Source organism: Escherichia sp. R1, from assembly GCF_003000935.1.
GTDB classification, from domain to species: domain Bacteria; phylum Pseudomonadota; class Gammaproteobacteria; order Enterobacterales; family Enterobacteriaceae; genus Escherichia; species Escherichia coli.
Genome location: NZ_PSRU01000019.1, coordinates 106390 through 119216 on the forward strand (window position 1 = coordinate 106390; position 12827 = coordinate 119216).

The following is a 12827-nucleotide window of genomic DNA, read 5'->3' on the forward strand; positions in this document are numbered from 1 at the left end:
CTTAGGAAATAAGAAATAAATCTACAATCCATGCGCTTTTCGGACTCTTGAAAACTGCCCCTGTGCTAAATTTGTAAACCCTGCGCCGACAGGCTTGCGTAAAACTCTTTTGGTGATAATGTGAGCCTTCCAAATCCAGACTATTCCGATTTGGGATTCATTTTGCCGTCCTGGCGTGTGTAACCGTTTTATCAAGGAATAAGCAGTATGCGTAAAATCGCATTAATTCTTGCGATGTTGTTGATCCCGTGCGTTTCGTTTGCCGGTTTGCTGGGCAGCAGTAGCTCGACCACGCCAGTGAGCAAAGAGTATAAGCAGCAGTTGATGGGATCCCCTGTCTACATCCAGATCTTCAAGGAAGAACGTACGCTCGATCTCTACGTCAAAATGGGCGAGCAATATCAACTGCTCGACAGCTATAAAATCTGTAAATATTCCGGCGGCTTGGGGCCAAAACAGCGTCAGGGCGATTTCAAAAGCCCGGAAGGGTTTTATAGCGTCCAGCGTAATCAGTTAAAACCAGACAGCCGTTACTACAAGGCGATTAATATCGGTTTCCCCAATGCCTATGACCGTGCGCATGGTTATGAAGGGAAATACCTGATGATCCACGGCGATTGTGTTTCCATCGGCTGCTACGCGATGACCAATCAGGGTATTGATGAGATCTTCCAGTTCGTTACTGGTGCGCTGGTTTTTGGTCAGCCGAGCGTGCAAGTGAGTATTTACCCGTTCCGCATGACCGACGCCAATATGAAGCGCCATAAATATTCCAACTTTAAGGACTTCTGGGAGCAGCTGAAGCCAGGTTACGACTACTTTGAGCAAACCCGTAAGCCACCGACCGTTTCTGTGGTCAATGGCCGTTACGTGGTCAGCAAGCCGTTAAGCCACGAAGTTGTGCAGCCACAACTGGCATCAAACTACACACTCCCCGAGGCAAAATAAGCGCCATTCACCTGGCATAATCTTTTGCCAGGCTTCATTGCCCGTCAGCGGCTGTGTCGCAATCACCGTGACCACATCATTCGGTGTGGTCTGCGAGCTGAAGTCGATTTCCACATCCTGATCCAGCAACGTTGCCACGCCAAACGGCGCGCGGCGGGTGATCCAGTGTAAATTAGTCGAGCAATACGCCATTACATAGCGCCCGTCAGAAAGCAGCATGTTGAAAACGCCCTTCTGCCGCAGTTCATCCGCCAGTGAGGCGATATATTTAAATACTGCCGCCATGTTGCCCGGTGTGCGCGGGTAACGCTGCGTTAATTTATGCAGGAGCCAGCAAAAGGCTTTTTCGCTATCGGTTTCACCGACCGGGCGGAAGTTGCCGGTTTCCAGTGATTTGTAGCCCGTCAGTTGTCCATTATGGGCATAAGTCCAGTTACGCCCCCATAACTCGCGGGTAAACGGGTGAGTATTTTCCAGCGCCACCTCGCCCCGATTAGCCTGGCGAATATGAGCCACCACCGAACAGGATTTTATCGGGTAGTCCTGGACAAGTTTGGCGATGGGGGAATTAAAGCTGGGTTGCGGATCTTTAAATGTGCGACAGCCTTTACCTTCGTAAAAGGTAATGCCCCAGCCATCTTTATGTGGCCCGGTTCCACCACCACGCTGTACAAGTCCGGTGAAACTAAAGCAGATATCGGTAGGGACGTTGGCACTCATCCCGAGCAATTCGCACATGGGTAACCTCCACAACAGCGGGAGCGCATGGCCCCCGGCGAAGATTGATTTAAGAATTTTCAGGTCGGATGTGGCGTGAACGCATTATTCGGCCTACGGTTCGGGTGCAGATTGTAGGCATGATAAGACGCGTCAGCGTCGCATCAGGCATCAGAGCACAAATGCCGGATGCGGCGTAAACGCCTTATCCGGCCTACGCCAGACTTACTTAACCATCTCTTTTTCAATTAACTGGATCAGGATATGGATCACTTTAATGTGGATCTCCTGAATGCGGTCGGCATAACCAAAGTGCGGAACGCGAATTTCAATATCCGCCGTGCCAGCCATTTTGCCGCCGTCTTTACCCGTCAGGGTGATCACTTTCATCCCCTTCTCACGCGCCGCTGCGATCGCTTTGATCACGTTTGCAGAGTTACCGGAGGTGGAGATCCCCAGCAGTACATCGCCTTCGCGACCTACCGCTTCAACGTAACGGGAGAAAATATCATTGAAACCAAAATCGTTACCGACGCAGGAAATATGACTAACGTCAGAAATGGCAATCGCCGGGTAGCCCGGACGGTTTTCACGGTAGCGACCGGTCAACTCTTCGGCAAAGTGCATGGCGTCGCAATGGGAGCCGCCGTTGCCACAGGAAAGCACTTTGCCACCGGCTTTAAAGCTGTCTGCTAACAGGACCGCCGCGCGCTGAATGGCGTGAATATTGGCGTCATCTTTTAAAAAGTTAGCCAGCGTTTCCGCCGCTTCGTTCAGTTCATTACGAATAAGATCCTGGTACATGAGGATATCCTTCAGCATAAATGTAATAGACAAAATGCAGTGTACCGGATACCGCCAAAAGCGAGAAGTACGGGCAGGTGCTATGACCAGGACTTTTTGACCTGAAGTGCGGATAAAAACAGCAACAATGTGAGCTTTGTTGTAATTATATTGTAAACACATTGCTAAATGTTTTTACATCCACTACAACCATATCATCACAAGTGGTCAGACCTCCTACAAGTAAGGGGCTTTTCGTTATGATGATTTTGAGTATTCTCGCTACGGTTGTCCTGCTCGGCGCATTGTTCTATCACCGCGTGAGCTTATTTATCAGCAGTCTGATTTTGCTCGCCTGGACAGCCGTCCTCGGCGTTGCTGGTCTGTGGTCGGCGTGGGTACTAGTGCCTCTGGCCATTATCCTCGTGCCATTTAACTTTGCGCCTATGCGTAAGTCGATGATTTCCGCACCGGTATTTCGCGGTTTCCGTAAGGTGATGCCGCCGATGTCGCGCACTGAGAAAGAAGCGATTGATGCGGGCACCACCTGGTGGGAGGGCGACTTGTTCCAGGGCAAGCCGGACTGGAAAAAGCTGCATAACTATCCGCAGCCGCGCCTGACCGCTGAAGAGCAAGCGTTTCTCGACGGTCCGGTAGAAGAAGCCTGCCGGATGGCGAATGATTTCCAGATTACTCATGAGCTGGCGGACCTGCCGCCGGAGTTATGGGCGTACCTTAAAGAGCATCGTTTCTTCGCGATGATCATCAAAAAAGAGTACGGCGGGCTGGAGTTCTCGGCTTATGCCCAGTCTCGCGTGCTGCAAAAACTCTCCGGCGTGAGCGGGATCCTGGCGATTACCGTCGGCGTGCCGAACTCATTAGGCCCGGGCGAGCTGCTGCAACATTACGGCACTGACGAGCAGAAAAATCACTATCTGCCGCGTCTGGCGCGTGGTCAGGAGATCCCTTGCTTTGCACTGACCAGCCCCGAAGCGGGTTCCGATGCGGGCGCGATTCCGGATACCGGGATTGTCTGCATGGGCGAATGGCAGGGCCAGCAGGTGCTGGGAATGCGTCTGACCTGGAACAAACGCTACATTACGCTGGCACCGATTGCGACCGTGCTTGGTCTGGCGTTTAAACTCTCCGACCCGGAGAAATTACTCGGCGGTGCAGAAGATTTAGGTATTACCTGTGCGCTGATCCCGACCACCACGCCGGGCGTGGAAATTGGTCGTCGCCACTTCCCGCTGAACGTACCGTTCCAGAACGGACCGACGCGCGGTAAAGATGTGTTCGTGCCGATCGATTACATCATCGGCGGGCCGAAAATGGCCGGGCAAGGCTGGCGGATGCTGGTGGAGTGCCTCTCGGTAGGCCGCGGCATCACCCTGCCTTCCAACTCAACCGGCGGCGTGAAATCGGTAGCACTGGCAACGGGTGCGTATGCGCACATTCGCCGTCAGTTCAAAATTTCTATTGGTAAGATGGAAGGGATTGAAGAGCCGCTGGCGCGTATTGCCGGTAATGCCTATGTAATGGATGCTGCGGCATCGCTGATTACCTACGGCATTATGCTCGGTGAAAAACCCGCCGTGCTGTCGGCTATCGTTAAGTATCACTGTACCCACCGCGGGCAGCAGTCGATTATTGATGCGATGGATATCACTGGTGGCAAAGGCATTATGCTCGGGCAAAGCAACTTCCTGGCCCGTGCTTACCAGGGGGCACCGATTGCCATCACCGTTGAAGGGGCAAATATTCTGACCCGTAGCATGATGATTTTCGGTCAGGGGGCGATTCGTTGCCATCCGTACGTGCTGGAAGAGATGGAAGCGGCGAAGAACAATGACGTCAACGCGTTCGATAAACTCCTGTTTAAACATATCGGTCACGTCGGTAGCAACAAAGTTCGCAGCTTCTGGCTGGGCCTGACGCGCGGTTTAACCAGCAGCACGCCAACCGGCGATGCCACTAAACGCTACTATCAGCACCTGAACCGCCTGAGCGCCAACCTCGCCCTGCTTTCTGATGTCTCGATGGCTGTGCTGGGCGGCAGCCTGAAACGTCGCGAGCGTATCTCGGCACGTCTGGGGGATATTTTAAGCCAGCTTTACCTCGCCTCTGCCGTTCTGAAGCGTTATGACGACGAAGGCCGTAATGAAGCCGATCTGCCGCTGGTGCACTGGGGCGTACAGGATGCGCTGTATCAGGCAGAACAGGCGATGGACGATTTACTGCAAAACTTCCCGAACCGCGTGGTTGCCGGGCTGCTGAATGTGGTGATCTTCCCGACCGGACGTCATTATCTGGCACCTTCTGACAAGCTGGATCATAAGGTGGCGAAGATTTTACAAGTGCCGAACGCCACCCGTTCCCGCATTGGTCGCGGTCAGTACCTGACGCCGAGCGAGCATAACCCGGTTGGTTTACTGGAAGAGGCGCTAGTGGATGTGATTGCCGCCGACCCGATTCATCAGCGGATCTGTAAAGAGCTGGGTAAAAACCTGCCGTTTACCCGTCTGGATGAACTGGCGCACAACGCGCTGGCGAAGGGGCTGATTGATAAAGATGAAGCCGCTATTCTGGTGAAAGCTGAAGAAAGCCGTCTGCGCAGTATTAACGTTGATGACTTTGATCCGGAAGAGCTGGCGACGAAGCCGGTAAAGTTGCCGGAGAAAGTGCGGAAAGTTGAAGCCGCGTAATTGAATAACGGAGCCGAAAGGCTCCGTTTCTTTATCCGCTAATTATTTAAAATTAAAGCCATCCGGATGGTTTTCCAGGCTGCCGGTCAACGCCGCGAACAGCACCGTTTTACCATCAATCGAAAGCGCATCGTTCACATTCAACCAGGTGAGTTTCTCTTGCGACGTTTTCTCATCAATAGTCGAGAACAGCCCCGTCATCTGATTAGATTTCTCGGACCACATCACAGCGATACGTTGCGAGCCACAGTCATGCGGTTTGCACGCGCTCATCACCTGATACGTCTCATCTCCCAATGTCACGGTTTGTGCGGGAGTATAAGTACCGCCTTTCATCACCCAGGCAGGCAGCTTATGCCCTTGCACCATCTGATTAAACGCCGCTTTGGTGGTTTCGCCCTTTGCAAGACTGCTAATGGTTAAATCATCCTGCGCCATTGCACTGGTGGCGATGACCAGAGCGGCGACTGTCGTTATTGCCTTAAACATCATTCCTCCCGGGCTTATCCTGCCCATGTGATTAACTCCCTAAAGCCTGGCGATAACACGATAATTTGCAAATCAGATATTTCCAATATCAGCATTTGTTATCAATTTATTCTGCGCTAAGGCAACTGCCTGATAAGGTGTTAGAGTTATAAAACCCTTCGCATAAAGGAGTTGTACACCGTGCCTGGTTTGAAGATTACGCTTTTGCAGCAACCACTGGTGTGGATGGATGGTCCTGCCAACCTGCGCCATTTTGATCGTCAACTGGAAGGTATTACCGGGCGCGATGTGATCGTTCTACCGGAGATGTTTACCAGCGGCTTTGCCATGGAAGCGGCAGCTTCGTCGCTAGCACAAGATGACGTAGTGAGCTGGATGACCGCTAAAGCGCAGCAGTGCAATGCGCTGATTGCAGGCAGTGTTGCATTACAAACGGAGTCTGATTCGGTTAACCGCTTTTTGCTGGTTGAGCCGGGCGGCACGGTACATTTTTATGATAAGCGTCATCTGTTCCGCATGGCAGATGAGCATCTGCATTATAAAGCGGGCAATGAGCGAGTGATTGTGGAATGGCGCGGCTGGCGTATTTTGCCGCTGGTGTGCTACGACTTACGTTTTCCGGTGTGGTCGCGCAATCTCAACGATTATGACCTCGCCATCTACGTTGCCAACTGGCCTGCACCGCGTTCTCTGCACTGGCAGGCATTGCTGACAGCCCGCGCGATTGAGAATCAGGCGTATGTAGCGGGATGTAATCGCGTCGGCAGCGATGGCAACGGCTGCCATTATCGCGGTGACAGCCGGGTGATTAATCCACAAGGCGAGATTATCGCTACTGCCGACGCGCATCAGGCAACGCGCATTGATGCGGAGCTATCGATGATGGCATTGCGGGAATATAGAGAAAAGTTTCCGGCATGGCAGGATGCGGATGAGTTTAGGTTGTGGTGAGTGGGGGTTGTGTTTAGGGCCGGGGAGAGTCGGGGAAGACTACGAAAGCCCGCTCTCCTGCGACGACTTTTATCACAGGAGTGTGGAAGTGCTTTTCCATCAATCGCAATGACGTCTATGTCGTCTGAAGAATGACATTCACGCATCCGGTTAATAAAGCATTCGTGAAATTTTACTGAACGGATACAGGACATAACTCTGATTATGGTGTCGTGAACAGGATTACCATTTTCAAAATCACCATATTATTAGCAGTAATTATGTTATTAATCATTGTGATATTTCCATCTCTGTGATTAATACCGGATAAGCATTTAATTGCAGAGCTTGCACAAAATTATCGCAGATAACTGGCAATAACAATAACCCATCAGCCCGCTGCTGTAATACCTCCATTCGTTCTACTGATTCAACATTAACAACCAAACCAAGGGCATTTAGCGATTTAAGGATCTCCAGATGTTCACTCATCCAGCGCAGAGAAAAAGGATCATCACCAATTATAAAAACAGGCCCCCAGCCGGTTAATAACTGACGTTTCATTACGGAGCCAGGATGAAGTCGAGTACATATTACAGGAAATACCCCCTGTTGCGATGGTTCCGATGATGTGGATAATTCAGAAATATTTTCCATTGTTAGTGAAGGATTAACATCCATTAATAATGGTGAAACAACCTCACTTTCCTTGCCAGTAATGGCTGCACTAAACTGAAGGGAAAATAACAATATTATTACGTATAAACTCATTTTTAACATAACACATTCAATCCGTTTATTCATGTTATAGAATAATAATGATGCTATAAATCATCATTAATGTTCAATTATTTAATCACACAATTTAAAAAATCATTGACCAATGTGAATTGGCAATGGACCACTCAAGTTAAAATCACTGAATATTTTATCAATTTCTCTTGCAGTTTCTATATATTTAACCTCTTTCGTACTTGCATTATAAATAGCCCAAGCCTCGGGATGGGATGTTCCACCAAACCTTACAAAAAAACTTGATTTCATATTATTATATAAATTAACATCAGGAAAAGGATCTTCTCCAAAATTAGTAGTATTGAATAATGAAAGTTCGTATCGCTTAGAAAATTCTGTTGGTAGGATAGCTTCACTGCCATCAATAGCATTCATCCAGAGTTTGTTACCATTATATTCCAACAATAATCTCTGTTTTGCATGTGTCTTATCTCGTTCTTTAACGACAGCGAATACCTTTTTAACAACTTGCTGTGCGGATGGTCCTATTGTATTACCAAAAGCTGGCAACCCGATTTTGCCATAAACACTCTCCTGAATGAAATAAATATCCGTTTTATCGGCCTCGACAATATCTACCATTTATCCCTCCAAACAAGACCTGACGCCAGGACAAGAGCATAGTGTGTAGTAAACACTTCATGCTCTTGCCCTGACCATTGAAATAACAACTTTCATTTGTTTACTGTACGCTGTCTAAATAGCTGCGTGGAATAAAGTTGCACTTTTTATCATCCCTTGCAGAGCAAGATTACGAAAGCCCGCCCCCGCAAGGACTGACGCGAGGTAGTCTCTGTCCACAGCTGCTTTTCACATCTTACATCTTGCCCCTGCCTTGAGTATCTTATCTTTCGTTAAAATATTAATAGCGATCTTCCGTATCCCTGAAAATAATTATGCTGCATTTCCTCTTCTTATTTTGAAGTCGTCTTTATTCATTACCACGTCCAGATGCCAGTGCAGCTTATTCTCCACGTACCAGTGATTTCGGTTCGCTGTGGCGAACTTCTCTGCGGTTAAATCAGCAGAAATGCTATAATATCTGTCCGTCATTTCTGGCTCTTTCTTTTGTTCTGTTATTATTGAACGAAAGGAGACTGCCATGCATAATTTCTTCAGCTCTTTCCATTCAAACGTGAAATCAATAAGTTCATCAGGGACATCGCAAATAATATGAAGACTGATTTTAATGACATAAATCGCTCCCTTGCGGCGACTCTTGTCATAAGAGTGCCGAAGCGTTTTTCCATCAATTGCAATGACATCTTTATCATCTGAGGAATGGCAGTCACGCATCCAGTTAATAAAGCACTCATGAAATTTTGCAGGACTGATACAGGATACAACTCTGGCAATGATATCGTGAACAGGAATACCATTTTCAAAATCACCATATCACTTCAAAAAATCGAGATGTGTTTCCCCAAATCCTCTATATCTTCCCAGCATTATGCACCAGAAATAACGGCGCAAATAGTTAACAGATAGAATATCTGGCAATTTATGTTCCACTTTCCAGGCTTGCCTGTAATCGGGAATAATAGAAATATGTTCCATCAATTTTTTAAGTTCCATTTTGTCCCCCTTAATTAGGCAATGAGTATTTGATCATGTATAAGCAATGAAAAACAGCTTTAGGTAATAAGGAACACCTCAATTATTGAACATAAAATGCGAATTATTTAGTACAAAAAAGCAGCATTACTTGACCTTTCCCTGCATAACAATATTTATAAAATAATACGTTTTATGATCTCACCTTGGGCTCCAAACAAGATAATTTCAGTTTTAAAGACTTTCACGAAAAAAATATAGAAATACCTCACCACCCTTCACTTACCAATTAATCTCACAGGAAATCCAACTTCCTTACCACAAATACAATCCCAAGTAACACCTCCCAAAATTTTTGATACTTTAGGCTGCAATGGCATTATTGACATTATAAATTTATCAAGTTCTTCGCTATATTTAATTCCCTTTATATTTCTTATTATTGATATTCTAGCAGTAAAGATAGCCGTCTCTCCATCTACACTAAAAGTGTAATTACAATTTTTTGTAATCTCATCAAATTCAACCGATAACAAATCAATATTATGGTTTGTAAACACTATGCCCATTCCATACCTCCTTAAATTCCTGTTCAGTCATCAGATATCGACTCCCTTGATATGGATCATATATTATCACATTCCCAGCATCATCAACACCCTTAACAAGTACCCAATGCCCTACTTTACTTCCAGAATCCCACATCATTGCTCCCCATGAACCAGTATTACTGAGGGCATATAAACTAGATTCGCTCACTGCATTCCCTTCCCAGCCGACATCAAATTTATTAAGCTTGTTTGCCAGCGACGTCATAGATGTTAATTCTGTTCCAATTACATTTTGCGTGACAAAAATATACCTATCCCTAAGCAACATTTCCCCACAGGCCGCTCCACAGCCTGTTAAAGTCAATTGCTTTATTACATTTGAATCTAAAACCTCATCAAATACTGTCCAATTGCCACCAGCACCACCTTCTAAAACTACTGGCTCTACAAATACTTTCCCAGAGATATTTTCTTCTGGTATTTTTGCGGGTATCATAAAGCCCCATAAAAAGCTGGCAAAATGCTCCAGAGCAATCTGATCACCATTATTTGTATCCATTATCATTTTTTTAAGTGCATCCCATGCTTGCCCATTTATCAATGAATTACTAATATTAAATAAAGCTTGTTCTTTTTCATTTAAATTTATATTTGCCTGTTCACATAACCCATCTTCGCCTATCGGGCAAGCAACCGTTGCCGTTGCCGTATCTAACAGAGCATCGAATGTAACTAAGGCTAAATCCGCCACACCATGTAAAGTGGTGATTGCTCCATTCCCCATTTGAGTAAGTGTGTTCTCTCCAAACCATTCTCTGATCTGAGATTTATCTCCTTCAATACCATTCCTGAGAGATTCTCTGATATTCTTTATTGAAAAAAACTCCCCCCATGATTGGTCAGGATCTTTTATTTGAAATAAATTATTTTTAACCTCAGGTGAAATATCTCCGTCAAAAATATTACCAACAGAGAGGAGATCCTTCAGAAGCAGTAAATCGTGTATTACTTCAGCAGTCCTTTCATAATTAAAAGTTCTATCAATGACAGAAATCATTGGTGATTTTATTTTGGTATACAATTTACCAAGGCAGTTGTGGTTATTAATCCCAACAACTGAACCATGATAAGCAACAGGTTTCCCTTCTATTGTTACAGTCGGACTTCCCGTTAAAATAACACAGTCACCCGTTCCTTGAGATGTACCGGATATGACACCTTTACCGGCATTACTTTGAGTTCCAGCAATCACTGAACCAACATTTAAAGCTCTGCATCCACGCGCCCATACCGTTGAACTGTACTGTCTTTCACTATCTAAAGTCTGGTAACTGTCAAAAGGAACCTTGTAACCTCCTACTTCACATACATCTGGTGAAGAACACACGACTCTAAATCTACATTCACCATCCCCGATATGATAGTTACCCATAATATTTTTTCCCTATACATTCAGGAATAATACAACTCAGCACTCCTTCTTTCATTCCAAAAAAATCAGGTATTGTTAATCTCCAGGTAAGGTATATTTCCTGTCGACTTAAATCGATAACCATTGTATCCGCAACAGGTAAGAACATATGTGATGTATTATTCTTGGTTTTTAATATAAGTACAGGTCGTATACCTGGCAATTTTGTCTTAACAACCTGTTCAAATTTAAAAAAACCTTCAAGAGAGATGTTTTCATCGCCAGAGAGAAACCCCGTGTATATCATATCCGGATGAGCACTATTGTAGAACCGCTCATCAAAATCATCCGGCAAATAGGGATAGCGCTTTTCACGCCATACTTCATTGTAGGTTCCTGCATACTGGAGGCGACTTTTCCACCATCGAGATACAGGGCCAACACCTTGAAAAAAGTCAGATTCCCCATTAAAAATGGTAGCGTTTTCTGACAAAGCAGAGCTGGTTATTTGTGGGAGTTTATATTGACAACTTGTATTAAGTTGAGAAATATCAGGATAATATCCACAACCTACAGGGTTTGCTGAAAAAACCAATTTCTCCATACCATCTGGTTGCCAAATACCACCGTAAGCAAGCTCATAGCGTAGAGGAACATTAATAATTTTATCTGGTAAGCTCATCTGCCAACGATTTCGCTCATATTGTAAGTAGCGGACACCAGATAAACTCAGTTCTTTAGAAAAACTATTAACCCTCACACAAGCCTTCCACTGAGACTTATCCCCTGAAGGGGCATGAGCACTACCTGTCACGTGAATATCTGTATTTCTTTTACAAAGAACTAAGTCTGTTTCAGATTTTAGACTACTTGTTTCAGACTCCCCATAGTATTCATCAGACATGGACAATTCTTTTTGAAACTCAGCAAGATCAGCATAAAATCCATTTTTAATTCGCAATGACATTTTAATAGCAATAACATCAAACAAAAGACCATAACGACCATATTTTTCAAATGACAACAAAGGAAATGGCGTGTTATTTTTCATTTCTATCATGCTTATTGATTCCTGAATAAGTCATGCTATGATTAATTTAAACAATCACAAATGGTGATTCACAGGCGTATAAAGCAAATACAATCACCATGTTTTATATCCTGCACTATCCGTTCAGATGAATATCTTTTCCTTTAATATCTACAGGACCGGTAGCCTCAAATAGAAACTCCGTCCCCCGTATTATTATCTTTCCTGTTTTCTCCAGTTTTATGGAACAAGTCCCGCTCTCTCCCTGCCCACAAATTAGCTCAATACTGTCCCCAGATATGATATTTGTACCATGCTCAACTTTCAGTTCGTAATTATCACCTATTTTAATACTCTGTTTTTTGACGACTTCTTCGGTATCAGTTCCCGTCACCTTGCTTGTCTGGTTGTTATTTACAACCTTGTGCCGGTCATTTTTTATCGTGAGATGCTGATCGTTCGCTACCGTCACTTTCTGGTCATGACCACCTTCCTTTTTGCTCCCCACATTCACCGTCTGGCCCAACCCCACCGTTATCTTCTGGTCGTTACCAATGGTCTCCGTGTGGTCAGCCTTCACATCCGTCGTCCGATTATTCAGCACCTCCGTATCCATGTTCTTCTGCGCGTGGATATAGACCTGTTCACCGCCCGTGGCGTCTTCAAACCGCAGTTCATTAAAGCCGCTTCCTTTATAGGTCTTCGACCGTATCGTCATCTGCGTCTTCGTCCCCGGCAGGTCCCCTGGTGAACGGTTGTCCTCATGGTACGTCCTGCCCATGACCAGCGGCTGGTCCGGGTCCCCGTTCAGGAAATCAACAATCACCTCCTGGCCCACCCGCGGTATCGCCAGATTACCAAATCCCGGCCCCGCCCACGCCTGTGACACCCTCACCCAGCACGAACTCTCCTCC

The 12827-nt window shown here is 45.9% G+C and carries 12 protein-coding genes and 2 pseudogenes; 3 read left to right on the plus strand and 11 right to left on the minus strand.

Annotated features, from left to right (window positions below; genetic code table 11):
- The first annotated feature begins 207 nt into the window (after positions 1-207).
- Positions 208-948 (plus strand): peptidoglycan meso-diaminopimelic acid protein amidase, encoded by a 741-nt coding sequence (gene dpaA / locus C4F37_RS21195; RefSeq protein WP_001225679.1) that lies wholly within the window; start codon positions 208-210, stop codon positions 946-948.
- Here the strand turns inward: dpaA and C4F37_RS21200 are convergent.
- Complete coding sequence (locus C4F37_RS21200; protein WP_001538302.1) at positions 919-1686, minus strand: class II glutamine amidotransferase; 768 nt, start codon at positions 1684-1686, stop codon at positions 919-921. The two genes, dpaA and C4F37_RS21200, sit on opposite strands and share 30 nt — an antisense overlap.
- 204 nt (positions 1687-1890) lie before the next feature.
- Positions 1891-2469: a D-sedoheptulose 7-phosphate isomerase gene (gene lpcA / locus C4F37_RS21205; protein WP_000284050.1), complete on the minus strand. Its 579-nt coding sequence runs from the start codon at positions 2467-2469 to the stop codon at positions 1891-1893.
- Between the two features lie 239 nt (positions 2470-2708).
- Here lpcA and fadE point away from each other — a divergent pair, with 239 nt between their 5' ends.
- Positions 2709-5153, plus strand: coding sequence for an acyl-CoA dehydrogenase FadE (gene fadE / locus C4F37_RS21210; RefSeq protein ID WP_000973130.1), 2445 nt, complete (start codon positions 2709-2711; stop codon positions 5151-5153).
- A gap of 42 nt (positions 5154-5195) precedes the next feature.
- Here fadE and ivy read toward each other — a convergent pair whose 3' ends face one another.
- Entirely contained in the window at positions 5196-5642 is a 447-nt protein-coding gene (gene ivy / locus C4F37_RS21215; protein WP_001308392.1) for an Ivy family C-type lysozyme inhibitor, read from the minus strand.
- Between the two features lie 180 nt (positions 5643-5822).
- On the opposite strand from ivy, the gene yafV reads away from it, so the two are divergent.
- Positions 5823-6593: a 2-oxoglutaramate amidase gene (gene yafV, locus C4F37_RS21220; RefSeq protein WP_001118054.1), complete on the plus strand. Its 771-nt coding sequence runs from the start codon at positions 5823-5825 to the stop codon at positions 6591-6593.
- 50 nt (positions 6594-6643) lie between these two features.
- Here yafV and C4F37_RS21225 read toward each other — a convergent pair.
- The 8 genes and pseudogenes from C4F37_RS21225 to C4F37_RS21260 all read right to left on the minus strand — a co-directional run.
- Positions 6644-6838: pseudogene (locus C4F37_RS21225) on the minus strand (ISAs1 family transposase); the annotation flags it as partial.
- A 25-nt stretch (positions 6839-6863) separates the two neighbouring features.
- Entirely contained in the window at positions 6864-7352 is a 489-nt protein-coding gene (locus C4F37_RS21230) for an integrating conjugative element protein (RefSeq protein ID WP_001298174.1), read from the minus strand.
- A 93-nt stretch (positions 7353-7445) separates the two neighbouring features.
- Positions 7446-7949, minus strand: coding sequence for a hypothetical protein (locus C4F37_RS21235; protein ID WP_000227711.1), 504 nt, complete (start codon positions 7947-7949; stop codon positions 7446-7448).
- A 228-nt stretch (positions 7950-8177) separates the two neighbouring features.
- Positions 8178-8942 (minus strand): annotated as a pseudogene (locus C4F37_RS21240) (ISAs1 family transposase).
- A gap of 257 nt (positions 8943-9199) precedes the next feature.
- Positions 9200-9490, minus strand: coding sequence for a hypothetical protein (locus C4F37_RS21245; protein WP_000513317.1), 291 nt, complete (start codon positions 9488-9490; stop codon positions 9200-9202).
- Positions 9465-10904: a PAAR-like domain-containing protein gene (locus C4F37_RS21250; RefSeq protein ID WP_001538300.1), complete on the minus strand. Its 1440-nt coding sequence runs from the start codon at positions 10902-10904 to the stop codon at positions 9465-9467. The genes C4F37_RS21245 and C4F37_RS21250 overlap by 26 nt, the downstream gene beginning before the upstream one ends.
- The gene (locus tag C4F37_RS21255; protein WP_000571854.1) at positions 10897-11943 is read right to left on the minus strand and encodes a DUF2169 family type VI secretion system accessory protein; all 1047 of its coding nucleotides are present in this window, start codon (positions 11941-11943) and stop codon (positions 10897-10899) included. The genes C4F37_RS21250 and C4F37_RS21255 overlap by 8 nt, the downstream gene beginning before the upstream one ends.
- Before the next feature lie 106 nt (positions 11944-12049).
- Positions 12050-12827: type VI secretion system Vgr family protein (locus C4F37_RS21260; protein ID WP_234026522.1), on the minus strand; the 778-nt coding region annotated here is incomplete at its 5' end.

Coding starts and splice junctions, on each gene's coding strand:
- dpaA (WP_001225679.1), top strand. CDS start 208: ATGCGTAAAATCGCATTAATTCTTGCGATGTTGTTGATCCCGTGCGTT.
- C4F37_RS21200 (WP_001538302.1), bottom strand. CDS start 1,686: ATGTGCGAATTGCTCGGGATGAGTGCCAACGTCCCTACCGATATCTGC.
- lpcA (WP_000284050.1), bottom strand. CDS start 2,469: ATGTACCAGGATCTTATTCGTAATGAACTGAACGAAGCGGCGGAAACG.
- fadE (WP_000973130.1), top strand. CDS start 2,709: ATGATGATTTTGAGTATTCTCGCTACGGTTGTCCTGCTCGGCGCATTG.
- ivy (WP_001308392.1), bottom strand. CDS start 5,642: ATGTTTAAGGCAATAACGACAGTCGCCGCTCTGGTCATCGCCACCAGT.
- C4F37_RS21230 (WP_001298174.1), bottom strand. CDS start 7,352: ATGTTAAAAATGAGTTTATACGTAATAATATTGTTATTTTCCCTTCAG.
- C4F37_RS21235 (WP_000227711.1), bottom strand. CDS start 7,949: ATGGTAGATATTGTCGAGGCCGATAAAACGGATATTTATTTCATTCAG.
- C4F37_RS21245 (WP_000513317.1), bottom strand. CDS start 9,490: ATGGGCATAGTGTTTACAAACCATAATATTGATTTGTTATCGGTTGAA.
- C4F37_RS21250 (WP_001538300.1), bottom strand. CDS start 10,904: ATGGGTAACTATCATATCGGGGATGGTGAATGTAGATTTAGAGTCGTG.
- C4F37_RS21255 (WP_000571854.1), bottom strand. CDS start 11,943: ATGATAGAAATGAAAAATAACACGCCATTTCCTTTGTTGTCATTTGAA.